General features: G+C 74.2%; 25 protein-coding genes. 19 read left to right on the forward strand and 6 right to left on the reverse strand.

Translation table 11 applies throughout. The features are described from left to right. Window positions 1-62: 62 nt before the first annotated feature. Window positions 63-509 (reverse strand): DUF4442 domain-containing protein, encoded by a 447-nt coding sequence (locus tag CNX65_RS01565; protein ID WP_096491171.1) that lies wholly within the window; start codon window positions 507-509, stop codon window positions 63-65. 129 nt (window positions 510-638) lie between these two features. Here CNX65_RS01565 and CNX65_RS01570 point away from each other — a divergent pair, with 129 nt between their 5' ends. Together CNX65_RS01570 and CNX65_RS01575 are read left to right on the forward strand one after the other, a co-directional pair. Beyond that, a complete protein-coding gene (locus CNX65_RS01570; RefSeq protein ID WP_096497545.1) occupies window positions 639-1,157 on the forward strand; it encodes a MarR family winged helix-turn-helix transcriptional regulator in 519 nt (172 codons plus the stop codon). Further along, window positions 1,157-2,824, forward strand: a complete 1,668-nt coding sequence (locus CNX65_RS01575) for an MDR family MFS transporter (protein WP_096491172.1) — start codon at window positions 1,157-1,159, stop codon at window positions 2,822-2,824. The genes CNX65_RS01570 and CNX65_RS01575 overlap by 1 nt, the downstream gene beginning before the upstream one ends. A gap of 108 nt (window positions 2,825-2,932) precedes the next feature. On the opposite strand, the gene CNX65_RS01580 is transcribed toward CNX65_RS01575, so the two are convergent. Continuing rightward, entirely contained in the window at window positions 2,933-3,436 is a 504-nt protein-coding gene (locus CNX65_RS01580; RefSeq protein WP_096491173.1) for an inorganic diphosphatase, read from the reverse strand. A 126-nt stretch (window positions 3,437-3,562) separates the two neighbouring features. Here CNX65_RS01580 and dacB point away from each other — a divergent pair, with 126 nt between their 5' ends. From dacB to hpt, 4 genes are read left to right on the forward strand one after another with little or no spacing between them, the layout of a single operon-like run. Continuing rightward, window positions 3,563-6,451, forward strand: a complete 2,889-nt coding sequence (gene dacB, locus CNX65_RS01585; protein WP_096491174.1) for a D-alanyl-D-alanine carboxypeptidase/D-alanyl-D-alanine endopeptidase — start codon at window positions 3,563-3,565, stop codon at window positions 6,449-6,451. 38 nt (window positions 6,452-6,489) lie between these two features. After that, window positions 6,490-7,503 carry a zinc-dependent metalloprotease gene (locus CNX65_RS01590; protein ID WP_096497546.1) on the forward strand — a complete coding sequence of 338 codons (1,014 nt, stop codon included), beginning with the start codon at window positions 6,490-6,492 and terminating at the stop codon, window positions 7,501-7,503. After that, window positions 7,500-8,426 carry a tRNA lysidine(34) synthetase TilS gene (gene tilS / locus CNX65_RS01595; protein WP_096491175.1) on the forward strand — a complete coding sequence of 309 codons (927 nt, stop codon included), beginning with the start codon at window positions 7,500-7,502 and terminating at the stop codon, window positions 8,424-8,426. The genes CNX65_RS01590 and tilS overlap by 4 nt, the downstream gene beginning before the upstream one ends. A 16-nt stretch (window positions 8,427-8,442) precedes the next feature. Beyond that, window positions 8,443-8,991: a hypoxanthine phosphoribosyltransferase gene (hpt, locus tag CNX65_RS01600; protein WP_096491176.1), complete on the forward strand. Its 549-nt coding sequence runs from the start codon at window positions 8,443-8,445 to the stop codon at window positions 8,989-8,991. A gap of 64 nt (window positions 8,992-9,055) precedes the next feature. Here hpt and CNX65_RS01605 read toward each other — a convergent pair whose 3' ends face one another. Next, window positions 9,056-10,750: a substrate-binding and VWA domain-containing protein gene (locus tag CNX65_RS01605; RefSeq protein ID WP_096491177.1), complete on the reverse strand. Its 1,695-nt coding sequence runs from the start codon at window positions 10,748-10,750 to the stop codon at window positions 9,056-9,058. A 465-nt stretch (window positions 10,751-11,215) separates the two neighbouring features. Here CNX65_RS01605 and ftsH point away from each other — a divergent pair, with 465 nt between their 5' ends. The 7 genes from ftsH to CNX65_RS01640 are packed head-to-tail and all read left to right on the forward strand — an operon-like array spanning window position 11,216 to window position 17,907. Beyond that, window positions 11,216-13,447 carry an ATP-dependent zinc metalloprotease FtsH gene (ftsH, locus tag CNX65_RS01610; RefSeq protein WP_096491178.1) on the forward strand — a complete coding sequence of 744 codons (2,232 nt, stop codon included), beginning with the start codon at window positions 11,216-11,218 and terminating at the stop codon, window positions 13,445-13,447. Beyond that, entirely contained in the window at window positions 13,444-14,073 is a 630-nt protein-coding gene (gene folE / locus CNX65_RS01615; RefSeq protein ID WP_096491179.1) for a GTP cyclohydrolase I FolE, read from the forward strand. The genes ftsH and folE overlap by 4 nt, the downstream gene beginning before the upstream one ends. Continuing rightward, a complete protein-coding gene (folP, locus tag CNX65_RS01620; RefSeq protein ID WP_444861176.1) occupies window positions 14,070-14,897 on the forward strand; it encodes a dihydropteroate synthase in 828 nt (275 codons plus the stop codon). The genes folE and folP overlap by 4 nt, the downstream gene beginning before the upstream one ends. Then, window positions 14,890-15,267 (forward strand): dihydroneopterin aldolase, encoded by a 378-nt coding sequence (gene folB / locus CNX65_RS01625; RefSeq protein WP_096491180.1) that lies wholly within the window; start codon window positions 14,890-14,892, stop codon window positions 15,265-15,267. Before folP ends, folB begins: the two co-directional genes overlap by 8 nt. After that, window positions 15,264-15,740 carry a 2-amino-4-hydroxy-6-hydroxymethyldihydropteridine diphosphokinase gene (folK, locus tag CNX65_RS01630; protein ID WP_096491181.1) on the forward strand — a complete coding sequence of 159 codons (477 nt, stop codon included), beginning with the start codon at window positions 15,264-15,266 and terminating at the stop codon, window positions 15,738-15,740. The genes folB and folK overlap by 4 nt, the downstream gene beginning before the upstream one ends. Next, the gene (locus CNX65_RS01635; RefSeq protein WP_096491182.1) at window positions 15,737-16,189 is read left to right on the forward strand and encodes a DUF3180 domain-containing protein; all 453 of its coding nucleotides are present in this window, start codon (window positions 15,737-15,739) and stop codon (window positions 16,187-16,189) included. The genes folK and CNX65_RS01635 overlap by 4 nt, the downstream gene beginning before the upstream one ends. 50 nt (window positions 16,190-16,239) lie before the next feature. Then, on the forward strand, window positions 16,240-17,907 hold the full coding sequence (locus CNX65_RS01640; RefSeq protein ID WP_157767466.1) for a DUF6779 domain-containing protein: 1,668 nt from the start codon (window positions 16,240-16,242) through the stop codon (window positions 17,905-17,907). Between the two features lie 515 nt (window positions 17,908-18,422). Here CNX65_RS01640 and CNX65_RS01645 read toward each other — a convergent pair. Further along, entirely contained in the window at window positions 18,423-19,499 is a 1,077-nt protein-coding gene (locus CNX65_RS01645) for an NADH-quinone oxidoreductase subunit D (protein ID WP_096491184.1), read from the reverse strand. Window positions 19,500-19,503: 4 nt separating this feature from the next. Beyond that, window positions 19,504-19,953 carry a DUF1203 domain-containing protein gene (locus CNX65_RS01650; protein ID WP_096491185.1) on the reverse strand — a complete coding sequence of 150 codons (450 nt, stop codon included), beginning with the start codon at window positions 19,951-19,953 and terminating at the stop codon, window positions 19,504-19,506. Window positions 19,954-20,046: 93 nt separating this feature from the next. Here CNX65_RS01650 and CNX65_RS01655 point away from each other — a divergent pair, with 93 nt between their 5' ends. The 6 genes from CNX65_RS01655 (at window position 20,047) to CNX65_RS01680 (ending at window position 25,538) form a co-directional block, all read left to right on the forward strand. Beyond that, window positions 20,047-20,964, forward strand: coding sequence for an SAM-dependent methyltransferase (locus CNX65_RS01655; RefSeq protein WP_096491186.1), 918 nt, complete (start codon window positions 20,047-20,049; stop codon window positions 20,962-20,964). Window positions 20,965-21,034: 70 nt separating this feature from the next. Further along, a complete protein-coding gene (locus CNX65_RS01660; RefSeq protein WP_096491187.1) occupies window positions 21,035-22,381 on the forward strand; it encodes a PrsW family intramembrane metalloprotease in 1,347 nt (448 codons plus the stop codon). Window positions 22,382-22,469: 88 nt separating this feature from the next. After that, window positions 22,470-23,363: a Rossmann-like and DUF2520 domain-containing protein gene (locus CNX65_RS01665; protein ID WP_096491188.1), complete on the forward strand. Its 894-nt coding sequence runs from the start codon at window positions 22,470-22,472 to the stop codon at window positions 23,361-23,363. A 3-nt stretch (window positions 23,364-23,366) separates the two neighbouring features. After that, on the forward strand, window positions 23,367-24,257 hold the full coding sequence (gene panC, locus CNX65_RS01670) for a pantoate--beta-alanine ligase (protein ID WP_096491189.1): 891 nt from the start codon (window positions 23,367-23,369) through the stop codon (window positions 24,255-24,257). A gap of 14 nt (window positions 24,258-24,271) precedes the next feature. Next, entirely contained in the window at window positions 24,272-24,742 is a 471-nt protein-coding gene (gene panD / locus CNX65_RS01675) for an aspartate 1-decarboxylase (protein ID WP_096491190.1), read from the forward strand. Window positions 24,743-24,752: 10 nt separating this feature from the next. Beyond that, the gene (locus CNX65_RS01680) at window positions 24,753-25,538 is read left to right on the forward strand and encodes a type III pantothenate kinase (RefSeq protein WP_096491191.1); all 786 of its coding nucleotides are present in this window, start codon (window positions 24,753-24,755) and stop codon (window positions 25,536-25,538) included. A gap of 85 nt (window positions 25,539-25,623) precedes the next feature. Here the strand turns inward: CNX65_RS01680 and CNX65_RS01685 are convergent, their stop codons facing one another. After that, a complete protein-coding gene (locus tag CNX65_RS01685; RefSeq protein WP_096497548.1) occupies window positions 25,624-26,403 on the reverse strand; it encodes a class I SAM-dependent methyltransferase in 780 nt (259 codons plus the stop codon). Between the last annotated feature and the right edge of the window lie 25 nt (window positions 26,404-26,428).

A 26,428-nucleotide genomic window follows, 5' to 3' on the forward strand; every position in this document is an offset into this window, starting at 1 on the left:
GTGGTCGACCCCGTAACGGTCGACCACCTCACCAAGCCGTCAACTCACCGCAGCCGTCACCCTCATCGCTGCGGCTTGAGGGTCCACGTCACCACCAGTTCGGTGGTCACCACGCCCTCGGCGTCGCGCACCGACACCCGCACCGGGAACTCCGGCCGCTGCCCGCCCTCCAGTTCGGCGACCACGTCGGCGGCGGGCCGCTCCAGCACCGCCTCCGCCGTGAGCGGGCCGAGCGCGAGCTTGCGGTAGGCGATCTCCGCGCGCGCCACGAGCGGCGTCGCCCGGTCCAGGTAGCCGCCGAACGCCGCCATCACCACGGCGCCGGAGGCGGTCTCGCCGACCCCGAACAGCATGGCCGCGTGCGGCCCGCCCACGTGGTTCCGGGACTCCGGCCGGTCGGGGAGGGCCGCGACCACGCGGTCCGCGCCGACCTCGGTGAACTCCACGCCGTTGGTCTGCACCCACGGCACTGACTTCCGCATCGCGTCCGCGACGAGCGAGGGATCCATGCCCCGAGATGTTACCGGCCAGTAGCCAAGCGACGCTCGTCACCGGTATTTCATTTGCCAAGACTCTTGATCAGGCGCAAACTTGCCTACTGAAACTAGTTGGATGATGCAAGCAATGGAGTGGTCCGGATGACGACGCCCGAGGACGCCCACGGGGGCGGGCGGTCCGACGAGGGGCTCGCCGACCGCTTCGGCACGGCACTCGTTCGGCTGAACAAGATGCACGCCGCTCTCTCCGCCAACCTCAGCAAGGCGGGCATCGACAAGGCCTCCTTCATCCTCCTCGCCAACCTGGCGCAGATGGGCCCGTCCCGCGCGAGCGCGCTGGCGGAGGCGGTCTTCTCGGACCCGTCCACGGTCAGCCGCCAGGTCGCAGGGCTGGTCAAGGACGGGCTGGTGGAGCGCAGGGCGGACCCCGACGACGGCCGGGCGAGCGTGCTCGCCGTGACCGACAATGGGCTGTCCCTCCTGCACGAGCGGCGACGGGTGCGCAACGCGGCGCTGGCCCGCCTCTTCTCGGACTGGTCCACCCACGACTGGACCACGTTCGTCGAGCATTTCGAGCGCTTCGTCGAGGGATACGAGAAAGCGCTCCCGGATTTCATCGCAGAGGGCGGACAGGGGCCGCGCTCCGAAGGGGAGAAGTGATGTCGGAGACGACAACCCGAGCGGGAGCGACGCCACCCGGCGCCGCGCTGCTCACCCACCGGCAGATCCTGACGATCCTGTCCGGGCTGCTCATGGGCATGTTCCTGGCCGCGCTCGACCAGATGATCGTCGCGACGGCCATGAAGACCATCGCGGACCACCTGAACGGGCAGACCATCCAGGCCTGGGCGACCACCGCCTACCTGATCACGTCCACGATCACGACGCCGCTGTACGGCAAGCTGTCGGACATCTACGGCCGCAAGCCGATGTACCTCACCGCGATCTCGATGTTCCTGGTCGGCTCGCTGCTGTGCGGCATCGCCAACTCGATGTACGAGCTGGCCGCCTTCCGCGCGGTCCAGGGCCTCGGCGCGGGCGGCCTCATGTCGCTGGCGTTCGCGATCCTGGCCGACATCACCTCGCCGCGCGAGCGCAGCCGGTACGCGGGCTACTTCATGGCCGTCTTCGGCGTCTCCAGCGTCGCGGGCCCGGTCGTCGGCGGCCTGTTCGCGGGCATGGACCACTTCCTCGGCTTCGCGGGCTGGCGCTGGGTGTTCCTGGTGAACGTCCCGATCGCGCTCGCCGCGCTGGTCGTCGTCGCCAAGGTCCTCAACATCCCGCACCAGCGGGTCGACCACCGCGTCGACTTCCTCGGCGCGATCACGCTGACCGTCGGCCTGGTGCCGCTGCTGATCGTGGCCGAGCAGGGCCGCGAGTGGGGCTGGGGCTCGGCCACCGCGATCGCCATGTACGTCGTCGGCGTGCTCGGCCTGGTCGCGTTCGTGTGGGCGGAGAAGCGCGCGGGCGACGAGGCGCTGCTGCCGCTGCGGCTGTTCCGCAAGCAGACCTTCGCGCTCGGCAACACGATCAACTTCGTGCTCGGCGCGGGCATGTTCGGCGGCATGGTCTCCATCCCGCTGTACCTGCAGATCGTGCAGGGCCACTCGGCCACCAAGGCGGGCCTGATGATGCTGCCGATGACCCTCGGCATCATGACCGCGGCGGGCACCAGCGGCAAGATCACCTCGAAGACCGGCCGCTACAAGGTGTTCCCGGTCGCCGGCTTCGCGGTCATGACCGTGTCGCTGTTCCTGTTCAGCAAGGTCGGCGTGGACACCCCGACCTGGCAGCCGATGGCGCTGATGTTCACCATGGGCATCGGCCTGGGCCTGTGCATGCAGACCCTGCTCATCGCGATCCAGAACGACGCCGAGCCCCGCGACATGGGCGTGGCGACCTCGTCGGCCACGTTCTTCCGGCAGATCGGCGGCACGGTCGGCGCCGCGGTGTTCCTGTCCGTCCTGTTCAGCACGGTCGGCGACAAGATCGGCGAGGCGCTGCGCTCGGCCATGGGCACCGACGCGTTCCGCGCCGCGCTCGCCCGCCCCGAGAACCAGGCGTTCGCGCAGCAGCTCCAGAGCGGCGGCGCGTCGGCGGACCTGAACAACACCGAGTTCCTGTCCAAGCTGGACCCGGTGCTGGCCAGGCCGTTCCTGGAGGGCTTCTCCTCGGCGATCGACACGGTGTTCTTCGTGGGCTCCCTCGTGACCCTGGTCGGGTTCGCGATCGTGTGGTTCCTGCGCGAGGTCCCGCTGTCGGACCGCTCGGGCCTGGAGCGCTCGAAGGACGAGGCCGACGCCGCGTCGACCATCGCCCTGCACTGACCCCCGACCGGGGCGCTTCCGGCGAGAAGCGCCCCGGACGGGGCAAGCGAAGAGGGCCACCCCGCTCAGGGGTGGCCCTCTTCGCCTTCACCGTCCCGTGGAACGGTTTCAGTGCTCCTCGCCGCGCGCCACGGCGTCCTTGAGGCGCTGGTAGGAGCGCACGATCTCGGCCTCCGCGTCGGTGCGGCCGACCCAGGTCGCGCCCTCGACGCTCTTGCCCGGCTCCAGGTCCTTGTAGACCTCGAAGAAGTGCTGGATCTCCAGCCGGTAGAACTCGCTCAGGTGGTGGATGTCCCGCAGGTGCTCCGAGCGCGGGTCGTCCGACGGGACGCAGAGCAGCTTGTCGTCGCCGCCCTTCTCGTCGGTCATCCGGAACATGCCGATCGCGCGGCAGCGGATCAGGCAGCCGGGGAAGGTCGGCTCCTGCACGAGAACGAGCGCGTCGAGCGGGTCACCGTCCTCGCCCAGGGTGTCATCGACGAACCCGTAGTCCGCCGGGTACTGAGTGGCCGTGAACAGGGTGCGGTCGAGCCTGATGCGCCCCGTCTTGTGGTCCATCTCGTACTTGTTGCGGACCCCCTTGGGGATCTCGATGGTGACGTCGAACTCCACTGGCAGGTCCTCGCTCGTCTGGCTGTCCGGTAGTTCCCACTAGTGTGGACCACGACGTCTCGTCAACCCCCGCCAGCAGTGCTGAGGGGCGTGTGAGATTGCCCGTAATCGAACCCGGAGGACCGCGTGCCCGAGGAGCCATCGTGGCCGACCGTCGACGGCGACGACACGGACCGCGAGCAGGTCAGGAGCCCGCGCCCGGCTGATCCGCCGACGATGCGCATCGCGCTGCCGAAGAAGTCGGGCGGCGCCGAGAAGACCGAGCTGATCAAGATCGACCGGTTGAGGCCGCCCGGCGGGCCGACACCGAGGACCGACCTCCCCGAGGCCGGTGGCGAGGCGGGGGCGAACGCCGCAGCCGCAGCTCAGCAGCCCTCCGGGGCGCAGCGCGGGACGACGGCGGAGCAGGGCGCGACACCGGCGGGACCGGACGGCGACGAGGTCACGCGGCCCGCGGGTGCGGGCCAGGCGGAAACCGCCCGACCGGGTGACGAGGACAACCGGACCGGTGGGCAGGCCGGCGCTGGTGGCGCTGGTGCTGCGGCGCTGGCCGCAGGCGCCGGCGCGTTGGCGGCGGGTGCTGCCGGCGCGCAGGGGAGTGGCGGCCAGGCAGGCAGCACCCCGCCCGGCGGTGCCTCCGCGCCGGGCGCCACCCCCGGCACCCCGGCTGGCGGGTTCCCTGCTCCTGGCACCCCTGCGGGTGGTTTTCCCGCTCCCGGCACGCCCGCCGGTGGGTTTCCCGCTCCCGGCGGCCTCCTCGGCGGCGAGCCGACGCGGTTCGACCCGCCCAAGTCCGCCCCGCTTCCCGAGGCCGGGTGGCCGGGGACGCGGGCCGAGGTGCCCTCGTTCGACCCCGCGCGCGCCGACGCCCAGCTCGCCGCGCAGCGCGCCGCCGCCAACCGCGCCCAGAACGCGGGCAGACCGGAGAGCGGCCAGCAGCAAGCACCCGGCCAGCAAGCGGGCGGCCAGCAGAGTCCCGGGCAGCAAGGTCCTGGTCAGCAGGTAGCCGGCCAGCAAGGCCCCCACCAGCAGGGCGCCGGCCCGCAAGGACCTGGCCAGCAAGCGCCTGGGCAACAAGCGGGCGGCCAGCAGGGGGCTGGCAGGCAGGGGCAGGGCGGCCACGGGAGTGGTCCGCACGGCACCATCCCGCCCGGCGCCGGGCAGGTCAGCGCAGGCCAGGCCGGTGCGGGGACAGGGGGGTTCGGGCAGCAGGGATCGGGCAGGCAGGGGCCGGGGAGTCAGGGCATCCGGCACCAGGGTGGCCAGAGCGCGTCCGAGCAGACCCAGAAGGTCAGCATCACCCCCGGCCAGTTCACCTTCCCGCCACCCGGCCAGCAGCCCGGCGGTGAGCAGCACCGCACGCCGCACGGCACCATCCCGCCCGGCGTCGACCAGCACCGCGCCAACCAGCCCGGCGCCAACCAGCCCGGCGCCAACTACGGCGGCGCCACCCAGACCGGCTCCCCCCAGGCAGGCGCCAACCACTCCGCCGCCAACCACTCCGCCACCCAGCCCGGCGCGTCCCAGCCCGGCGCCACCGACCACCCCGCCCCCTCCGCCGACCGGCGCGACGACGACGCGGCCTTCGCCGCCTTCGCCGCCGACTCCGACGAGCGGGCCGACGCGCCCGCCCAGCGGTCCAGGCGCAAGCGGCCCCTGGTGGTCGTCGGCGCGCTCGCCGCCGTGCTCGTCCTGTTCGGCGGCGCCGCGCTGGCCGCCGTGCAGCTCGGCTGGCTGGAGACCGGGCCCACCTCCACCACCCAGCCGCCCGCGCCCCCGGCCCAGGTCGACCTCGCGGTGCGCGCGCTCGGCCCCGACGCGCCCGCGCCCACCCCGGCCGGCGTGCAGGCCGTGCTGCAGGGGCCGCTCGCCAACGGCGCCCTCGGCAACCTCACCGGCACCGTCATCGACCCGGCCAGCAAGACCGTGCTCTGGCACCAGGCCGAGACCACCCCGCTGGTGCCCGCGTCCACGGTGAAGAACCTGGTCGCCGCAGCCGCGCTGCTCCAGCTCGACCACACCACCCAGTTCACCACCAAGGTCGTGCAGGGCGCCGAGCCCGGCACCGTGATCCTGGTCGGCGGCGGCGACCCGACGCTGTCCTCGCTGCCCGAGGGGCGCGCGTCGGTCTACCCCGGCGCGCCCACCCTGGACGAGCTGGTCGAGCAGGTGAAGGCCTCCGGGCCGATCACCAGGGTCGAGTACGACATCAGCCGCTACAGCGCCGAGCCCGGCCTCGCCCCCGGCGTCGACCCCAACGACGTCGCGGGCGGCTTCATCACGAACATCGGCCCGCTGATGCTCGACGGCGCCCGCTCCGACCCCACCAAGGGCGACACGCCCCGCACCGCCACCCCCGCGCCCGACGCCGCGAAGGCCCTGGCCGACCGGCTGGGCGCGACCGTCGGCGGCAAGACCCTCGCGCCCCAGGCCGCGAAGGTCCTCGGCGAGGTCAAGTCCGTCCCGCTCGACCAGCTGATCGAGAACATGATGCAGCTGTCGGACAACGTGCTCGCCGAGACGCTGGCCCGCGAGGTCGCCAAGGCGCGCAACGCCGAGACCTCCTACGAGGGCGCCACCAAGGCCGTGCGGGACGTGCTCGCCGAGAACGGCTTCGACCTGACCGGCGTCACCACCTCCGACGCCAGCGGCATGAGCGTGCAGAACAAGGTCCCCGCCAAGCTCCTCGGCGACCTGCTCGCCGCCGCCGCACGCCCCGACGCCGCCACCGACCCGGTCACCACCCGGCTGCGCCCGCTGCTCACCGCCCTCGCCGTCGCGGGCGGCAACGGCACCCTGAAGGAGCGGTTCGCGCAGTCCCCCGCGGGCAAGGGCTGGATCCGGGGCAAGACCGGCACCCTCACCGAGGTGCACAGCCTCGCGGGCGTCGTGGTGGACACCGACGGCAGGCTGCTGGTGTTCGCGTTCATGTCCAACGGCAGCGGCGACGCCCTCGGCGCGCGCGCCGGGCTCGACGCGCTGGCCGCCCAGCTCAGGGGTTGCGGCTGTTCGTGAACCGCCCAGCGCCGGTAGCGTCGTCAGGTGTGAACTCGGTGACTCAGCAGGACCGGGCGGCGTCGATCGACTGGGAGGTCGCCGTCTCCACGGCGACCCGCCTGGTCCGCCCCGGACCGGTGGTGCCCAGGGCCGAGGCCGACGTCGCGGTCGGCAGGCTGCGCGAGCTGGCGGTGGACGCCGAGGCGCACGTCCGGGAGCTGACGGGCCTGGGCCACGGGCTGCCGCTGCGCGCGGGCGAGGTCGTCGACCGGCCGGGCTGGGTGCGCGCCGCGGCCCAGGGGCTGTCGGTGCTCACCGACAGCGCCATGACCCGGCAGGGCGGCGTTCTCGGCGGGGTCGTGTCGGGCACGGCGGGGGTGCAGGCGGGCGTGGTGCTCGCGTTCCTCAGCTCCCGCGTGCTCGGCCAGTACGACCCGTTCTCCGGCGACGGCAGGCTGCTGCTGGTCGCCCCGAACATCGTCGGCACCCAGCGCGCGCTGAACGTGCCCGGCGAGGACTTCAGCATGTGGGTGTGCCTGCACGAGTGCGCCCACCGGCTCCAGTTCACCGGCGTCCCGTGGCTGGCCGGGCACTTCTCCGGCCTGGTCACCGAGCTGCTGGAGAGCATGGACAACGAGTCGCCCCGGCTGCGCGACCTGCCGAGGCGGCTGCGCGAGGCGGACGGGCCGGTCGGGCTCATCGAGCTGTTCCAGACGCCCGAGCAGCGCGCCGCGCTCGACCGGCTGATCGCGGTGTCCACCCTGCTGGAGGGGCACGCCGACCACGTCATGGACGCGGTCGGGCCGGACGTGGTGCCGTCCGTCGCGGTGATCCGGCGGCGGTTCACCGACCGGCGCTCCGGCGGCGGGCTGCTGGACCGGGTGCTGCGCTCGCTGCTGGGCGTGGAGGCCAAGGTCAGGCAGTACGCGGAGGGCGCCGCGTTCACCAGGCACGTGGTGGACGAGGTCGGCATGACCGGGTTCAACGCGGTGTGGAGCGCCCCCGAGGCGCTGCCGACCCGCGCCGAGATCGCCGACCCCGCCGCCTGGCTGCGCCGCGTCGCGCCGTGACCCCGGCCGCCAACGGGCCGCTGTCGCGGGTCCGGACGGCGGTGCGGCGGTTCCTCGCCGAGCACCGCCCCGCGCGGGTCGCGGTGGCGGTGTCCGGCGGGGCCGACTCGCTGGCGCTCGCCGCCTGCACCGCCGCGCTGACCAGCGGCGCGCGGGCCGTCGTGGTCGACCACGGCCTCCAGGAGGGCTCGGCCGAGGTCGCCGAGCGGGCCGCCCGCACGTGCGCCGGGCTGGGCCTGGACGCGCAGGTGCGGCGGGTCGAGGTGACCGGCGGCGGCGGCCCCGAGGCGGCGGCCCGGCGCGCCCGGTACGCCGCGCTGCGCCCCGAGCGCGGCCTGGTGCTGCTCGGGCACACCCTGGACGACCAGGCCGAGACCGTGCTGCTGGGCCTCGGCCGGGGCTCCGGGCCCCGCTCGATCGCCGGGATGCGCGAGCTGGACCCGCCGTGGGGCCGCCCGCTGCTGGGCGTGACCAGGGCGGACACCGAGGGCGCCTGCGCCGAGCTGGGCCTCTCCCCGTGGTCGGACCCGCACAACGCCGACCCCGCGTTCACCAGGGTGCGGCTGCGCCGCGAGGTGCTGCCGCTGCTGGAGGAGGTGCTGCAGGGCGGGGTGGCGCGGGCGCTGGCCCGCACCGCCGCCCAGCTGCGCGAGGACAACGACGCGCTGGACGACCTCGCGGACGCGTTCGCGGGCGACCGGGGCGCGGTCGCCGACCTCGCGCCGCTGCCGGTGGCCCTGCGCAGGCGGGTGCTGCGGCGGTGGCTGCTCGCCGAGGGCGTGCCCGAGTTGTCCGATTCGCACCTGCGCGCGGTGGACGCCCTCGTGCGGACCGGGGCCGGTGGTGGTGGGGTGTGGGTACCCGGCGGCTTTGTGGTGCGCCGAGCACGTGGCAGGCTGCGGGTGGAACCAGTCCAGGCATGACCAAAGGGGATCGTCCGTGTACGACGGCGACATCGCCTCCGTGCTCGTCAGCGAGCAGGAGATCAGCGACAAGGTCGGTGAGCTCGCCCAGCAGGTGGCCGCCGACTACCCGGCAGGCGGTGACGACCTCGTCCTCATCACCGTCCTCAAGGGCGCGGTGATGTTCACCTCCGACCTGGCCAGGGCGCTTCCCGTCCCGGTGCAGCTGGAGTTCATGGCGGTCAGCTCCTACGGGTCCTCCACGTCCTCCTCGGGCGTGGTGCGCATCCTCAAGGACCTCGACCGCGACATCGCGGACCGGGACGTCCTCATCGTGGAGGACATCATCGACTCCGGGCTGACGCTGTCCTGGCTGCTCAAGAACCTCGCCTCGCGCAAGCCGCGCTCGATGGAGGTCTGCACGCTGCTGCGCAAGCCCGACGCGGTGAAGGTCGACGTGCCGGTCAAGTACGTCGGCTTCGACATCCCCAACGAGTTCGTGGTCGGCTACGGCCTCGACTACGCCGAGCGGTACCGCGACCTGCCGTACATCGGCAAGCTGGACCCGAAGGTCTACTCCAGCTGACCGGGCGCCGCCCGCCCCGCGCGGTTCGCGGGGCGGGCGGCGGTCCCGCGCGTCCGGGGGCGGCTCAGCAGTTGGGCCTGCACCGCCGCTGGGAGATCGCGTCCAGCAGCACGCTGCGGATGTCGGACGCCTCCAGCGCCTGGTAGGCCTTGCCGCCGGTGGCCGCGGAGATCGCCCGCAGCGCCTCCATGTCGGCCTCCTGGCCCAGCCCGACCATGATCAGCGGGATCGGGCGCGCCGGGTCGGACTCCGCCTCCAGCGTTCGCAGCAGCTGCGCGGTGGTGATGCTGGCGTAGTCGTCGTTGCGGCCGTCGGTGATCAGCACCACCGAGTTGATCTTCTCGGGGTCGTACGCGGACTGCATCCTCCGGAACGCCGCGAGCGTGGTGTCGTTCAGCGCGGTCCCGCCGCCGACCAGCGCCGCCAGGCCCTTCGCGCCCTGCTGGAGCCGGGTCCGCCTCGGCGCGCTGCCCAGCACCTCGCCGAGCGGGCCGAGCGGCACCAGCTCGACCCAGTCGTTCGGCGGGTTCTTGTTCGTGGAGAACGCCCACAGGCCGATCTCCGAGGTGTCCGGCAGCATCCCCAGCGCGGTCAGCGCCGCCTCGGACGCCGCAGCCATGCGGGTCTGGCCGTTGCCCATCAGCTCGGTCATCGAGCCGGACACGTCCAGCACCGCGAGCATCCGCGAGTCCAGGCTCACCGCGCCCCACGTGCCCAGCAGCTCGGAGACCTCGGCCGGGCTCGGCTTCGGCATCGCGTTCACCGCGTCGCCGCCGACCCCGTCGCGCTCGGCCGACAGCCCGGCCGCCGCCTGCCCGTCCGGGGTGCGGAAGCCCGCGTCCACGAACCGCTCGCGGGTCTTGGCGCTGCGCAGCGCCTGCTCGAAGCCGCTCGCCGCGACCCCGGTGCCCGGCTGGTCGGAGGCGCGCTTGATCCGCACCACCGGGTAGTCGAGCATCATCGTGCCCTCGGCCGGGTAGGAGGCGGCGACCCGCAGCCCGCCCGCCGCCCGGTTCGCGGCCAGCACGGCCTGCTCGGAGGCGGTGAACAGCGGCGCGCTCCCCTCGTCCTGGCCGACCCGGTTGAAGGAGTCGCGCACGGTCACGGCGTTGCGCCCGATCCGCATCAGCGAGCCGATCAGCTCCTGGTTGGGCGTGCCGTCCGCGTTGCCGAGCCTGGCGCGGATGACCGCCAGGGTGGCCAGGCCCTCGGTGGAGGTGGTCGGGTCGCTCACCGCGGCCTCCACGCCGGGCGCGAGCACGCTGGCCCAGGCGACCGCGGTGCTCGGCCAGCCCAGCCCGCGCAGCTTCTCCGCGGGGCCCGCGATAACCAGCGGGGACCCGGCCAGCGGCTCGCCGACCTCCAGGACGGGGGCCTCGGCGCCCAGGCTCGCGGACTGGCGCTGGGCCTCCTCGGCCCACATGGTCGAGTCCGGGACCCACATGACGGGCGGGTTGATCCGGGCGGTCGGCAGCTCGTGCGCGACGTCGGCGGCGGTGCGCGTCTCGACCTGGACCTGCACGCACCGGCCGTCCACGACGGGCTGGGTGGCCTGGTAGTCGTCGGCCGCGCCGCGCACGACCGCCTCGGCGGCCGGGGTGGTGGCGACCTTGAGCGGGAGGGCGCCGGTGCAGTCCGGGCCGCTGGTCGCCTTCAGCGCGACCACGGCGGTGGCCCCCGCGGCGAGCACGCCGACCAGGGTCCCCAGGGGCAGTGCGATCCGCCGGGCGCGGTTGGGGCGTTCGCTGCGGGCTGACATCTTCTCTGCGCACCTTCGATCCGGTGGTTTTCACCCCTCCGAGGGAGGGGATTGATCACTCGGTGTTACCGATGGTGACCTCGTACGGTAACCGAGGATGACACGCTTACCGCTTTGACCTGGACTTCCGTGGCTGAGGTCACGTGCGGCGGCAGGTTGTCCCCGTCCGCACCAACGTAACGACGTTTCCCTCGAAAGAGTTACGGGAATCCGGTGGGCGCGGTTCAACCCGTGCTGCGAGTCCCGGTTCCGACCGTTCCTGACCTGCGGTCGGAACCGGGCGCCGCAGCGGGAACCGGAGAGCCCCTCCGCCCGTTGGTCCCTCGAACGCGACAACCGGGGCGGGCCCCGCGCACGCGGGGCGATGCACCGGTCGTTCGGGCGGTAGTCTGGTCGGACGGGTGTGCCCGTCCGCGCCCGTCAACAAGTCAGGGAGGGTCGAGGCCGCCCGACGGCCGTAAGTGAATGGACCGCAAGCGCCTGCTTCGCAACCCGCTGCTGTGGATCGTGGCGGTGGTGCTCCTCTTCTACGTCTTCAGCGTGCTCTTCGACGAGGACCGGAACTACCACCAGGTCACGACCTCCCAAGCCCTCCAACAGGTGCGGGACGGGAAGGTCAAGGAAGCCACGATCGAGGACAAGGAGCAGAAGCTCAAACTCGTCCTCAACGACGGTTCCACCTTCGAGAACCACGGCCTCCTGATGGCCTCGTACCCGGCCAGCGCCACGGACGAGGTGTTCACCCTGGTCGACCAGGCGGGCAACAAGCCGCAGGTCGAGACCAAGGTGACCCAGGACTCCCTGCTCACGCAGATGCTCCTGTACCTGGTGCCGCTGGGGCTGCTGCTCCTGCTGCTGATGTGGATGATGAACAACGCCCAGGGTGGCGGGAACCGCGTCCTCAACTTCGGCAAGTCCAAGGCCAAGCAGCTCTCCAAGGACATGCCCAAGACGACGTTCGCCGACGTCGCGGGAGCCGAGGAGGCGGTGGAGGAGCTCTACGAGATCAAGGACTTCCTCCAGAACCCCGGCCGCTACCAGGCGCTCGGCGCGAAGATCCCGAAGGGCGTCCTGCTCTACGGGCCCCCCGGCACCGGCAAGACCCTGCTCGCCAGGGCCGTCGCCGGCGAGGCGGGCGTGCCGTTCTACTCGATCTCCGGCTCGGACTTCGTCGAGATGTTCGTCGGCGTCGGCGCCTCGCGCGTGCGGGACCTGTTCGAGCAGGCCAAGCAGAACGCGCCCTGCATCATCTTCGTCGACGAGATCGACGCGGTGGGCCGCCACCGCGGCGCGGGCATGGGCGGCGGGCACGACGAGCGCGAGCAGACCCTCAACCAGCTGCTCGTGGAGATGGACGGCTTCGACTCGCGCGGCGGGATCATCCTGATCGCGGCGACGAACCGGCCCGACATCCTCGACCCCGCGCTGCTGCGCCCCGGCCGCTTCGACCGGCAGATCCCGGTGTCCGCGCCCGACCTCAAGGGCCGCAAGCAGATCCTCCGGGTGCACGCCAAGGGCAAGCCGTTGGCCCCCGACACCGACCTCGACGGCCTGGCCAAGCGCACCGTCGGGTTCTCCGGCGCCGACCTGGCCAACGTCATCAACGAGGCCGCGCTGCTCACCGCCCGCCAGAACGGGACCGTCATCAACGGCTCCGCGCTGGAGGAGTCGGTCGACCGCGTCATCGGCGGCCCCGCCCGCAAGAGCCGGATCATCTCCGAGAAGGAGAAGAAGATCACGGCCTACCACGAGGCGGGCCACGCGCTGGCCGCGTGGGCGATGCCGGACATCGACCCGGTCTACAAGGTCACCATCCTCGCCAGGGGGCGCACCGGCGGTCACACGCTGTCCGTCCCCGAGGAGGACAAGGACCTGATGACCAGGTCCGAGATGATCGCCCGGCTGGTGTTCGCGCTCGGTGGCCGCTCGGCGGAGGAGCTCGTCTTCCACGAGCCCACCACCGGCGCGTCCAACGACATCGAGCAGGCCACCAAGATCGCCCGCGCGATGGTCACCGAGTACGGCATGAGCTCCCGCCTCGGCGCCGTCAAGTACGGCCAGGAGCAGGGCGAGCCGTTCCTCGGCCGCAACGCCGGTCGCCAGGCCGACTACTCGCTGGAGGTCGCGCACGAGATCGACGAGGAGGTGCGCAAGCTCATCGAGGCCGCCCACACGGAGGCCTACGAGGTGCTGAACACCTACCGCGACGTCCTCGACGACCTGACGCTGGAGCTGATCGACAAGGAGACCCTCCACCAGAAGGACCTGGAGCGGATCTTCGCGGGCGTCGAGAAGCGCCCCCGGATCACCCAGTTCAACGACTTCGGCAACCGCATCCCGTCGACCAAGCCGCCGGTCAAGACCCCCGGCGAGCTGGCCAGGGAGCGCGGCGAGCCGTGGCCGCCGGTGGTCGAGGACGAGGTCGGGGCCGAGCCCGCCGCTCTGCCCGCGCCCGCGCCCGAGACCCCGCAGGGACCGGCCCAGCCGCAGCAGGTCCCCGCTGGCGCCAACGGCGCCCAGCACCCGCCGCAGCAGGTCACCCCCGGCTCGGGGCCGCCCAACTACGGGGCGCCCCCCGGCTGGACCCCGGCCACCGTGCCGGGCAGCGGGGGCCAGCCGACCACACCCGCGTGGCGGCCGGACCCGGCGGACGCGGACAAGCGGAACTTCGACTCGGACCCGGACAACCGCAAGTGATCGAATTCGACAACGCCGGTCTCCCCAGCAACGGGGAGGCCGGCGTCGCCGCGAAGCGGCCCTTCGACCAGAAGCGCGCCGAGGCCGCCGTGCGCGAGCTGCTGCTCGCCTGCGGCGAGGACCCCGAGCGCGAGGGACTGCGCGAGACGCCCGCGCGGGTCGCGCGGGCCTACCGCGAGATGTTCGCCGGCCTGTTCACCGAGCCGGACAGCGTGCTGGCCAAGACCTTCGACGAGAGCCACGAGGAGCTCGTCCTGGTCACGGACATCCCGGTCTACTCGTTCTGCGAGCACCACCTGCTGCCGTTCCACGGCGTCGCGCACGTCGGGTACATCCCCAACGAGCAGGGCCGCGTCACCGGGCTGTCCAAGCTGGCCCGCCTGGTGGACCTGTACGCCAAGCGCCCCCAGGTGCAGGAGCGGCTGACCTCGCAGGTCGCCGACGCGCTCGTGCGCAGGCTGGAGCCGCGCGGCGTCATCGTCGTGGTCGAGGCCGAGCACCTGTGCATGGGGATGCGCGGCGTGCGCAAGCCCGGCTCGCGCACCACCACCTCCGCCGTGCGCGGCCTGCTGCGCACCTCGGCGTCCTCGCGCGCCGAGGCCATCTCCCTGATCAAGGGGCGCTGACCGTGGGCGGGCTCCCGGCGCCGGGCGGGTGCGTCGTGATGGGCGTCCTGAACGTCACCGCCGACTCGTTCTCCGACGGCGGTCGCTACCTGGACCTGGCCGACGCGGTCGCGCACGGGCTGGCCCTGCGCGAGCAGGGCGCCCACCTGGTCGACGTGGGCGGCGAGTCCACCCGGCCCGGAGCCGAGCGGGTGCCGAGCGACCTGGAGGTCGCCCGCACCTCGCACGTGATCGCCGCGCTGTCCGCGCAGGGGGTGGTGACCAGCGTGGACACCACCCGCTCCGAGGTGGCCGCCGCGGCCCTGGAGGCCGGGGTGTCGGTGGTCAACGACGTCTCCGGCGGTCTGGCCGACCCGGACGTGCTCAGGGTCGTCGCCGAGGCCGACGTGCCGTACGTGGTCATGCACTGGCGCGGGCACAGCGCCGACATGGACCGGCTCGCCGAGTACACCGACGTGGTGCGGGAGGTCCGCGACGAGCTGTCCGCCCGCGTGGACGCCGCCCTCGCCGCCGGGGTGCGGGCCGAGAACGTGGTGGTCGACCCCGGCCTCGGCTTCGCGAAGCGGGCCGAGCACAACTGGCAGCTGCTGAACCGGCTGGACGAGCTGATCGGCCTCGGCTTCCCGGTGCTGGTCGGGGCCTCCCGCAAGCGGTTCCTCGGCGCCCTGCTCGGCGAGCGGCCCCCGGCGGGCCGGGAGGACGCGACGGCGGCCGTGTCGGCGCTGGCCGCGTTCAACGGCGCCTGGGGCGTGCGGGTGCACGACGTGCCGCGCTCGGTGGACGCGGTGGCCGTCGCGGGCGCGTGGCGGGCCGGTCGTGGCTGAGGCGACGGGGTCCGGCGACCGGATCGAGCTGCGCGGCCTCGAGGTCCGCGCCCACCACGGCGTGTTCGAGCACGAGAAGCGCGACGGCCAGGACTTCTTGGTCGACGTGGTGGTGTGGCTGGACCTGACCCGCGCCGCCGCCACCGACGACCTGCGCGAGACCCTGCACTACGGCGAGCTGGCCGAGCGGGTCGCCGAGGTCGTCGCGGGCGGGCCGCACGACCTCATCGAGACCGTCGCCGGGCGCGCCGCCGACGTGGTCATGGCCGACGCGCGGGTCACCGCGACCGAGGTGACCGTCCACAAGCCGCACGCGCCGATCCCGCTGACCTTCGCCGACGTGGCGGTGACCGTGCGGAGGACCCGGTGAGCCGCGCCGTGCTGTCCCTGGGCTCCAACCTCGGCGACCGGCTCGCCCACCTGCGCGCGGCCGTCGACGGCTTCCGGCCGTGGCTGCTCGCCGCGTCCCCGGTGTACGAGACCGCCCCGTGGGGCGTCACCGACCAGGACGACTTCCTCAACGCCGTCCTGCTCGTCGAGGGCGACCTGGACGAGTGGGGCTGGCTGCGCCGCGGCCAGGAGCTGGAGCGGGCCGCGGGGCGGGTCAGGGAGCGCCGCTGGGGGCCGCGCACGCTCGACGTGGACGTGGTCGCCGTGGACGAGGTGCGCTCCGAGGACCCCGAGCTGCTGCTGCCGCACCCCGGCGCGCACGAGCGGGCCACCGTGCTGGCGCCCTGGCTCGACGTCGACCCGGACGCGGTGCTGCCGGGGCGCGGGCGGGTCGCCGACCTGCTGTCCGGGTTGGACCTGTCCGGGGTGCGGAGGCTGGAGGTCGCGCTGTGACGTTCACCAAGGGGCGCGACCTGCTCGCGGCCGGGCTCGGCTCGGCCGCCCTGGTCTTCCTGCTGCTCAAGCTTTCCTACTCCGGGCTGCCGCCGCTGCCCAGGCTCGCCGGGCTGGTCCTGCTGGTGATCGCCGCGATCGACCTCGGCCTCGCGGTGTCGCTGCGCGCCCGCATCCTGCGCAAGCCCGGCGCCGAACCGGTGCAGCCGCTCACCGCCGCCCGCGCCGTCGCGCTCGCCAAGGCCTCCTCGGTGCTGGGCGCGATCATGGCGGGCGCGTGGGGCGCGCTGCTGCTGCACGTCGCCCCCGCGCGGGGCCGCTTCCCGGCGGCGGACAACGACCTGACCAGCGCCGTGGTGGGGCTCGTGTGCGCTGCGGCGCTGATCGCCTCCGGACTGTGGTTGGAGCGCTGCTGCCGCACCCCGGACGAGCCTGGGCGCCGAGCGTGAAACCGGATGCCGAGGTCTCAAACGGGTAACCGACCGGTACCGTGGTGCCCATGACCGGGCGAGCCCCGTCGAGAGACGACGAGCAGCAAGAACACGGTCGTGGCTCCGCGCGCCTCCTGCTGGTCGCAGCACTGGCGTTCGCCCTCGTTGCCGCGGCCGTGCTGGTGCTGAGTGACAACGCCCGCTGGTTGAGGCTGGCCGTGGTGTCGGCGCTGTGGGCCGCGCTCGTGGGTGCCTTCCTGGCCGCGCGCTACCGCCGCCAGGTGGCCGACCGCGAGGACGAGGTGGCCGACCTCCAGAACGTGTACGAGCTGGAGCTGGAGCGCGAGGTCGCCGCGAGGCGCGAGTTCGAGCTGGAGCTGGAGACCGAGGCCCACCGCAAGGCGCGGGAGGACGCGAAGGACGACTTGGACGCGCTGCGCGGCGAGCTGCGCGCGCTGCGCGAGAACCTGGAGGCGCTGCTGGGCGGCGAGGTGCTGGTCGAGCGGGTGGCGCTGCGGGCGGAGGCCACGCGGATGCGCTCGCTGGGCGACCAGTCCCGGTTGGACCAGTCCCGCCTGGTGTCCGCCATGAACGAGCACCGGGTGATCACCTCGGGCAAGGCGAAGAAGGACGACCAGCCGTCCGTGGTCGACCTGGACCCGGCGGAGCAGACCGAGCTGATCGAGCGCGTCACCGACGCGCAGCCCGCCCGCAGGGTCGAGCCGGCGCGCCGCGAGGCGGCCCGCGCCGAGCCCGCGCGCCGCGACCCGGTCCGCAGCGGCACCAGGCCGCCGCAGCCGAAGTCCGCCGCGCCCGCCGCGCCGAAGCAGGCCGTGCAGCCGCCGGGCGTGAAGCGCGCCCAGCCGAAGGCGGAACCGCAGCGGCCCGCCGCGCAGGTGAAGCCCGCGGCGGCGCAGGCCGCGCCGACGGCGCAGGTGGCGCACCCCGCCAAGCAGCAGCAGCCCAGGCCCGCCGAGGGCGCGGGGCAGGACTACTTCACCGACCAGTCGGCGCGCGGCGGCGCGGCGGCCACGCGCGGACAGGGCGAGCCGGTGAAGACGGCGGAGTCGCAGCGGCGCAGCCGGGTCGCCGAGCGCACCGAGATGATCAGCCGCGAGCCGGTGCCCGAGGAGCGCCCCGCCCGCCCGGCGGCGGGTGGGCTGACCGCGTCCGAGCAGTCGGGCGTGCGCAGGTCCGTCGCGGGTGGACGCCCGGCGGCGGCCGAGCAGGGCGCGCAGCAGGCCAGGCGTCCGGCCGCGGCGGCGGGCCGGACGGCGTCCGAGCAGTCGGGCGTGCGGCGGGGCGTCGCGGGCGGGCGTTCGGCCTCGGAGCAGTCGGGCGTGCGGCGCCCGGCGGCGGCAGCGGGCAGGCCGGCCTCCGAGCAGCCCGCGGTGCGACGTCCTGTCGCGGGCGGCCTGTCGGCGGCCGAGCAGGCGGGCGGCGTGCGCCGCGCGGTGGCGGGAGGCAGGTCCGCGTCGGAGCAGTCCACGACGCGCCGCCCGGTCGCCGAGGAGGCCGCGGCCCACGCACCCCAGCCCGAGCAGCCGGAGCAGGCGGCGGGCGGCAGGCGCAGGGCCGAACCCCACGACGAGGCCCCCCAGCCCACCGCGGGCAGGCGCGCGGCGCCCGAACCGGACCCGGCGGGCGCGCACGCGGACGGCAAGTCCGTCAGCGAACTCCTGGCGGCCTTCGGCGGCGGCGACTCCCCCCGCCGCCGACGCCGCCGCGAGGACTAGCGGCACGAGCGGCACGAGCGGAAGCGCCCCGGTTCTTGGGAACCGGGGCGCTTTTGCTTGCACGCAAGGGTTTTCGCGGCGGGCTTGGGGGTGTGTGGGGGAGCGCGGGGGAGGCGCGAGGGACGTGCGGGGGAGGCGGGCGGTCGCGTGTGGGACGCGGGCGGTCGCGGATGGACGAGGTAGGTCGCGAGCACGGCTACGGACGCGGGCACGGGTAGGTGCCTATGGGCGCGGGTGGACGCCTATGGGGCGCTGGCGGTGCCTATGGGCACAGACGGACGCCTATGGACACGGCGGCCACCTATGGCGTGGGCGGGTACCTATGGCGCGGCTGGGCGCGGGTGGGTGTGGCGGGCCGGATGCCGTAGATGGCCGGATGCCATAGGTGTCAGCGGGTTGTGCGTGGTGTTGTCGGCCTCCGGCCGGTCCCCGTATCGGTTTCCTGCGCGGGTTTTCCTTGCGTGGGGCCGTTTCCTGCCCCAGCGCACCCCGCACCCCGCACCCCACGCGCCCGCTCAGCGGTCGATGTCGCCCACGACGACCGCGAACGAGCCGAGCACCAGGGGGAGTTGCGCCACCGGGGTTCCCGGCAGCAGCGCGGACAGGGCCTGCACGTTGTTGAACGACGGCGTCCGCAGCTTCAACCGCCACGGCGTCTTCTCCCCGCGCGACGCCAGGTGCACCCCCGACACCCCGAGCGGCGCCTCCACCCGCGTGTACACCGACCCCTCCGGGGCCTTGATCGCCTTGGGCAGCCTCAGGTTCACCGGGCCGCCCGGCAGCCTGCGCAGGCACTCGCGCGCCAGCGCCACCGCCTGCGCCAGGTCGTCGGCCATGCACGCGACCCTGGCGTGCGCGTCGCCGCCCTCCCGCACGCTCGGCCGCACGTCCAGCTCCCGGTACGCGGGCAGCGGGTCGTCGCGCCGCAGGTCCAGGTCCACCCCGGACGCCCGCCCGATCGGGCCGGTGACGCCCCGCGCCAGCGCGTCCGCCCGGCTCAGCACCCCCAGCCCCTCCAGGCCGGTCGGCACCTCGGGGACCTCGACCGCGTCCAGCGCGCCCGCCACCCGCTCCGCCCAACCCGCCGGGACGTCCTCGCGCAGCCCGCCGATCCGGTTGGCCATGAAGTGGATGCGCCCGCCGGACGCCTCCTCCAGCACCGCCTGCACGGCCTCCCGCCCCCGCGCCGCCGCCACCGGGTCGGTCAGCGGGGCCAGGAACACCAGGTGCGCCATGACCCGGTTCAGCTCGCACAGCAGCGCCCGCAGCCACTGCGCGCGCGGCGGCACGTCCATCCCGGTCATCCGCTCGACCGCCAGCGCCACGGCCAGCTCGTTGCAGAACGCCGCCAGCCAGTCGTGCCGGTTCGCCAGGGTCAGCACCTGCCGGTAGTCGCGCACCTCGAACAGCTTCTCCGCGCCCCGGTGCAGGTGCCCGACCAGCGGCTCGGCCGAGGTGATCACCTCGTCGTCCCGCACGGTCAGCCGCAGCCGGTACGCCCCGTGCGCGGAGGGGTGCAGCGGTCCCAGGTCGACCACCCGGTCGACCCCGAGGTGCTCGGCCCCAGCTCCCACGCCCACGGTGATCTGCACCCGCTCATGCTCGCACGGCGGACCCCGTGACCTCGAAGAGGAAGCAGCCGTGCGTCGCCGACCGCACCTGCACCCGCGCGACGGCCGGGTCCGCGAGCAGCGCCGCCAGGTCCACCCGCCCGCTGCCCGGCCCGGACAGCACCCCGTCGTGGATGCGCCCCTCGGCCGTGTAAGCCCGCAGCACGCGGGGCGCGGTGAACAGCGGCAGCTCCCCGTCCGCCACCTCCGGCCCCGCGCACCGCTCGGCGTGCGCGTACACCGGCCCCACCTCCGCGTAAGGCCCGCGCCCCGCGCCCGGCCGGTACCGGAACAGCACCACCGCCTCCGCACCGGCCCGCCGCAGGCAGCAGCGCAGCGGAACACCCGGCGCGGTGGTCAGCTCGTGCTCCTCGTCGGCGCCCGCGGCGGCCCTGGCGCGGGCGAGGACGTCCTCGGCGATCACGTGGAACTCCATGCCCCCCAGCGTCGTCCGCCCCGCGCCCGAGCGCCGGCGGCGATCGGACCCGGCGTCGGGCGCCCGGACCCGCCGTCGGGCACACTGCCCCGCGTGCAGGACGTGGAATCGGCGTGGCGCACCGCGCTCTACGGGCCGTCGGGCTTCTTCACCAGGGGCGAGGCGCCGTCGGACCACTTCCGCACCGCCCCGCTGGTCGGCCCCGAGCTGGCGGAGGCGCTCCTGGAGCTGCTCCGCCGCGTGGACGCCGACCTCGGCCACCCCGGCGCCCTCGATTTCGTGGACCTCGGCGCGGGCGGCGGCGAGCTGTCCTCGGCGGTCCGCGCCCTCGCCGACGCCGACCCCGCGCTCCGCGACCGCCTCCGGGTGACCGCCGTGGACGTCGGCCCCGCCCGCGACCTCCCCGGCGTCCGCTGGACCCGCGACCTCCCCGACCGCGTCACCGGACTCCTGGTCGCGCACGAGTGGCTGGACGCCCTCCCCTGCCCCGTGGTGGCCTGGCCGCACCGGGACCCCTGGCTGGACCGCTGGTGGCCGCTGCGCCCCGGTGAGCGGGCGGAGATCGGCTCCCCCAGGGACGCGGCGTGGGCGTCTGCCGTCGGACGGGTCCGGGGCGCGGCGCTCGCGATCGACTACGGCCACCTGGCCGACGACCGCGCCGCAGGCCGCTACCCCAGGGGCACCTTCACCGCCTACCGCTCGGGGAACCGGGTCGAACCGGCCTTCGACGGCTCCTGCGACCTGACCGCCCACGTCGCCCTGGACGCCTGCGCCGAGGCCGCGGGCCGCCCGTGGACCCTGGTGTCGCAGCGGGACGCGCTGGCCGCCCTGCTCCCGCCCGCCGAGCCGCTCACCGCCCGCACCCCGGACTGGCTCACCGCCGCGGCCCGCGCCTCCCGGATCGCGGAGCTGCGCGACCCGAACGGCCTCGGCGCCTTCGGCTGGCTCCTGCACCCGAGGGGCACGACCGCGGCCGGCCTGCTCCCCGACCTGCCGCCGTGGCGCCCCTGACAGCCCTCCCACCAGCCACGACGAGATCACCGCACCCGCCCCCGCCCCCACCGCTATAAAGTTCCACCACGTGACCGCTGCCGCACCCTCGCCGGCCCGCAAGAGGACCGAGCAACGCCGCTGGACCGTGCTCCTCCCGGTCGCGGCCCTGATCGTGCTGGGGGTCTGCGGCCTGGTCCTGCTGGGCCTGGGCACCAGCAAGGTCGGGCTGGCCCCGATCCTGGTGGGCGCGGCGGCCTCGCTCCTGCCCGTCATGGCGGTGCTGAGCGCCTACCTCTGGCTCGACCGCTGGGAGCCGGAACCGGCCAAGCTCCTGCTCTTCGGCTTCGCCTGGGGCGCGTGCGGCGCGACCATCACCTCCCTGGTCTTCAACCAGACCGCCCAGGTGATCGGCGAGCTGATCAACGACGGCGACGGCGCGACCTTCGCCGCCGTGGTCGGCGCCCCGATCGTGGAGGAGGCCACCAAGGGCGTCTTCCTGATCGCCCTCTTCCTGCGCCGCCGCCACGAGTTCGACGGCGCCGTCGACGGCCTCGTCTACGCGGGCGTGGTCGCGGCGGGCTTCGCGTTCACCGAGAACATCTACTACTTCGCCCGCGTCTTCGTGGACAGCGGCCTGGGCGACGCGAGCAGCGGCGTGGTCGCCCTGTTCATCCTGCGCGGCGTCCTGTCCCCGTTCGCCCACCCCCTGTTCACCTCGATGCTCGGCGTCGGCGTGGGCCTGGCGGCGATGTCCCACAAGCGGAACGTCCGGATCGCGGGCCCGCTCCTGGGCTACCTGGGCGCGGTGGGCCTGCACTCGCTGTGGAACTTCTCCACCACGGTCGGCACCGGATCGACGTTCATCAACCTCTACTTCCTGATCATGGTCCCGATCTTCGCGGGCATGGTCTGGCTGGTGGTGTGGCAGCGCCGCCGCGAGCAGCGCATCGTCGCCGAGCAGCTGCCCGGCATGGCCGAGCGCCAGTGGATCGCCACCAGCGAGGTCACCCTGCTCGCCAGCCTCCAGGGCCGCAGCCGCTGGCGCCGCACCGTGCGCCGCAAGGCGGGCGACGAGGCCGCGAAGGCGGTGGCCGGCTACCAGGTGGCCGCCACCGAACTGGCGTTCCTGCGCCACCGCATGGCGCTGGGCACCGCGGGCGCGGACGCGGACCGCCGCCACGCGAACCTCCTGCGCTCCCTGCTCGCCACCCGCGTGGCCGCCGTGAACGCCCCCGGCGCGCTCGGCGCCGCGGACGGCGCGGGCCGCCCCCGGCTCACCGAGCGCGCGGAGCGCACCGTCCGGATCGCGCGCATCGCCCGCCAGGGCCGCGCGGCCCGCCCGGACCGGCAGATCCGCCCCGGCTCGCCGACCTCACCGGCCTCGCCGACCTCGCCGAACGACCCAGACGCCACGGGTGGCGTTCGTCGCAGTTGACCCCCGCACCCGCACCCCCTCACTACCCTCGGTGGAGTCGTCCGGTACCCCCCAACGGGACTGGAACGTCCTGAAGGAGCAACGTCGCATGGACGCGACCCCCCGCCCCGCGCGCCTTGCCGCGGGCGTCATCTCGGCAGGCCGGGTGGGCTCGGTGCTCGGCGCCGCCCTCACCAGGGCCGGTCACACCGTCACCGCGGTCTCCGCCGTCTCGGCCGCCTCCCTGCGCAGGGCCGACGCCCTGCTCCCCGACGTCCCCGTGCTGCCCCCGCCCGACGTGGCCGCGGGCGCCGACCTGGTCCTGCTCGCCGTCCCCGACGACGAGCTGCCCGGACTGGTCAGGGGCCTGGTGGCCACCGGCTCGCTGCGCGCCGGCCAGATCGTGGTGCACGTCAGCGGCGCCCAGGGCGTCGCCGCGCTCGCCCCCGCCGCCGAGGTGGGCGCGCTGTGCCTGGCGCTGCACCCCGCCATGACCTTCACCGGCCGCCCCGAGGACGTCGACCGGGTCCGCGCCTGCACCTTCGGGGTCACCGCCGCCGACGGCGACGACATCGCCTGGAGCGTCGGCGAGGCCCTCGTCGTGGAGATCGGCGCCGAGGCCGTCCGGGTCCCCGAGTCCGCCCGCCCGCTCTACCACGCCGCCCTCACCCACGGCGCGAACCACCTGATGACCCTGGTCGCCGACTGCGCCGAGGCGCTGCGCGGCGCGGGCGTCGCCAACCCCGAGCGGGTCCTCGCGCCCCTCCTCGGGGCCGCGCTCGACAACGCCCTGCGGCACGGCGACCGCGCCCTCACCGGCCCCGTCGCCAGGGGTGACACCGGCACCGTCGCCAAGCACCTCGCCGTGCTGGCCGACCGCGCCCCCGGAACCCTGGACGCGTACCGCGCGCTCGCCAGGCGCACCGCAGACCGGGCCGAGTCCGCCGGGCTGCTCCCGGCCGACCGCGCCACCGACGTCCGCACCACCCTCGACGAGGACTGACCGATGACGAAGCCGCTGACCAAGGACGACTACACCCCCGGCGGGGTGACCGTGCACCGCGACCCCGAGCGGCTGCGCCGCGTCACCAGGGCGCTGCGCTCGGCGGGCCGCAACATCGCGCTCGTGCCCACCATGGGCGCGCTGCACGAGGGCCACCGCAGGCTCATCCGCGAGGCCCACGTCCTGCAGAACACCGTCGTGGTGGTGTCGGTGTTCGTGAACCCGACCCAGTTCGGCGAGGCCGCCGACCTGGAGCGCTACCCGCGCGACCTGGACGCCGACGTGGAGGTGTGCCGCCAGGAGCGCGCGCCGCTGGTGTTCGCCCCCGAGGTCGCCACCATGTACCCGGCGGGCAGCCAGGTGACCCTCGACCCCGGCCCGCTCGGCTCCGAGCTGGAGGGCGCCAGCAGGCCCGGCCACTTCGCGGGCGTGCTCACCGTCGTGTCGAAGCTGTTCAACATCGTGCAGCCCGACTACGCCCTGTTCGGCGAGAAGGACTACCAGCAGCTCTGCCTGATCGGGCGGATGGCCACCGACCTGAACGTGCCGACCGCCGTCGTCGGCGTGCCGACCGTGCGCGAGTCGGACGGGCTCGCCCTGTCCTCCCGCAACCGCTTCCTGTCCGAGTCCGAGCGGGAGAGCGCCACCGCGCTGTCCGCCGCGCTCGTCGCCGGCTCGCACGTGAGCGCGCAGGGCCCGGAGGCCGTGCTGTCCACCGCCCGCGCGACGCTCGACGCCGTGCCCGGCCTCGACCTGGACTACCTGGAGCTGCGCGCCCCCGACCTCGGGCCCGCGCCCGAGAACGGCGACGCCCGCCTGCTGGTGGCGGCCCGCGTCGGGTCGACCAGGCTGATCGACAACGTCCCCGTGCTGCTCGGCGCGGGCGACGAGTAGGGAGGAGCGCCGCCATGTTCCGCACGATGCTCAAGTCGAAGATCCACCGGGCCACCGTCACCCAGGCCGACCTGCACTACGTCGGCTCGGTCACCGTGGACGAGGACCTCATGGACGCCGCCGACCTGCTGGCGGGCGAGCAGGTCGCGATCGTGGACGTCACCAACGGGGCCCGCCTGGAGACCTACGTCATCCCCGGCGAGCGCGGCTCCGGCGTCATCGGCATCAACGGCGCCGCCGCGCACCTGGTGCACCCCGGCGACCTGGTCATCCTCATCGCCTACGGGTCCATGGACGACGCCGAGGCCCGCTCCTACCGGCCGCGCGTGGTGTTCGTCGACGCCGACAACAAGGTCGTGGAGCTGGGCTCGGACGCCGCGCGCGCCCCGGAGGGCTCCGGGCTGCTCAGCGGCGCGGTGACCGCGCAGGCGCTCGCCGAGACGGCCGACGCCGCCGCGCTCGACGCGCTCATCCAGAACCAGTAGGGGGAACACGGTGCTGCTCGTCATCGACGTCGGCAACACGAACATCGTCCTGGGCCTGTACGACGGCACCGGGGACTCCGCCGCGCTCGTGCACAGCTGGCGGATGCGCACCGACGCCAGGATGACCGCCGACGAGCTGGCGCTGACCATGCGCGGCCTGCTCGGCGAGTACGCGGACAAGATCACCGGCATCTCGGCGCTGTCCACCGTGCCCGCGGTGCTGCGCGAGCTGCGCGTGATGCTCGGCCGCTACTACGCCCAGGTGCCGAAGGTGCTGGTCGAGCCGGGCGTGCGCACCGGCGTCCCGCTGCTGGTGGACAACCCGAAGGAGGTCGGCTCCGACCGGGTCATCAACACGATGGCCGCGCACCACCTGCACAGCACCGCGTGCGTCGTGGTCGACTTCGGCACGTCCACCAACCTGGACGTCATCTCCGCCAAGGGCGAGTTCCTCGGCGGCGCGCTGGCGCCCGGCATCGAGATCTCGGTGGACGCGCTGGCCGCCCGCGCCGCGCAGCTGCACAAGGTCGAGCTGGTCCGACCGCGCTCGGTGATCGGCAAGAACACCGTCGAGTGCCTCCAGTCCGGCATCGTCTACGGCTTCGTCGGCCAGGTCGACGGGCTGGTGCGGCGGATCGTGGAGGAGCTGGCCACCGTCGACCCCGGCCCGGTGACCGTGCTGGCCACCGGTGGCCTCGCGCCGCTGGTGGTGTCCGAGTCGACCGCGATCCAGATCCACGCGCCCGACCTGACCCTGCTGGGCCTGCGCCTGGTGTTCGAGCGCAACATGCGCTGACCCCGGCCCCGCGAACGGCCGCCGCCCCCGGTCCCCACCGCGGGACCGGGGGCGGCGGCCGTCCGGGCGCCCGAGGGGGCCGCGGTCAGATCCGCACCATCCGCTTGACCATCACCCGCAGCGGCAGGTCGAACCCGTCCCGCGTCTCCTCCCTGGAGCGCAGGAAGTCCAGCGCCTTGGCCTCCAGGGCCAGCCGCTCGGCCTCCGGCAGGGTCGCCACCCCGGAGTGCGTCCGCAGCGTCGCCACGAGCGACTCGGGGGTCCTGCGCTGCCGGTGCGCGAACCGCGCGGTCTCCTGCTCGTGGAACATCTCGTGCCGGGGCATGATCTCGGCGGGCGCGCCCGCCGAGCTGATCTTGTGCGGGTCGCCGTCCGCGCCCCACACGGCGGCCAGGTAGTCGGCCACCCACGGCACGCTGTGGTCGTCCCCGGTCCACAGCGCCGCCAGCACCCCGCCCGGCCGCAGCACGCGGGCGATCTCCGCCAGCGCCCGCGCCTGGTCGAACCAGTGGAACGCCTGCCCCACCACGACCGCGTCGACCGTCCCGCCCGGCACCGGGATGCGCTCCGCCGTGCCCGGCAGGGCCCGCACGCCCCCGTTGCGCCTGACCAGCTCCGACAGCATCTGCTCGTCGGGCTCGACCGCCGTCACGTGGTGGCCCAGCGCCACCACGCCCTCGGTCAGCTTCCCCGTGCCCGCCGCCAGGTCCAGCACGCGCAGCGGCGAGCTCTCCAGGGGGTCCAGGCACCACTTGATCGCCTCGGCCGGGTAGTCGGGCCGGTGCTCCGCGTAGGCGGACGCTTGAGCCCCGAAAGACGCGGCCCGGCGAGCCCACAGGTCCGCGTGGTCTTCTGCGCTCGTCACCACCCACACCCTAGTGAGAACCGGT

The organism is Actinosynnema pretiosum (genome assembly GCF_002354875.1).
In the GTDB taxonomy this organism is placed as follows: Bacteria; Actinomycetota; Actinomycetes; order Mycobacteriales; family Pseudonocardiaceae; genus Actinosynnema; species Actinosynnema auranticum.

Coding starts and splice junctions, on each gene's coding strand:
- CNX65_RS01575 (WP_096491172.1), top strand. CDS start 1,157: ATGTCGGAGACGACAACCCGAGCGGGAGCGACGCCACCCGGCGCCGCG.
- CNX65_RS01605 (WP_096491177.1), bottom strand. CDS start 10,750: ATGTCAGCCCGCAGCGAACGCCCCAACCGCGCCCGGCGGATCGCACTG.
- ftsH (WP_096491178.1), top strand. CDS start 11,216: ATGGACCGCAAGCGCCTGCTTCGCAACCCGCTGCTGTGGATCGTGGCG.
- panD (WP_096491190.1), top strand. CDS start 24,272: ATGTTCCGCACGATGCTCAAGTCGAAGATCCACCGGGCCACCGTCACC.
- CNX65_RS01565 (WP_096491171.1), bottom strand. CDS start 509: ATGGATCCCTCGCTCGTCGCGGACGCGATGCGGAAGTCAGTGCCGTGG.
- CNX65_RS01650 (WP_096491185.1), bottom strand. CDS start 19,953: ATGGAGTTCCACGTGATCGCCGAGGACGTCCTCGCCCGCGCCAGGGCC.
- CNX65_RS01665 (WP_096491188.1), top strand. CDS start 22,470: ATGGACGCGACCCCCCGCCCCGCGCGCCTTGCCGCGGGCGTCATCTCG.
- CNX65_RS01570 (WP_096497545.1), top strand. CDS start 639: ATGACGACGCCCGAGGACGCCCACGGGGGCGGGCGGTCCGACGAGGGG.
- panC (WP_096491189.1), top strand. CDS start 23,367: ATGACGAAGCCGCTGACCAAGGACGACTACACCCCCGGCGGGGTGACC.
- CNX65_RS01640 (WP_157767466.1), top strand. CDS start 16,240: ATGACCGGGCGAGCCCCGTCGAGAGACGACGAGCAGCAAGAACACGGT.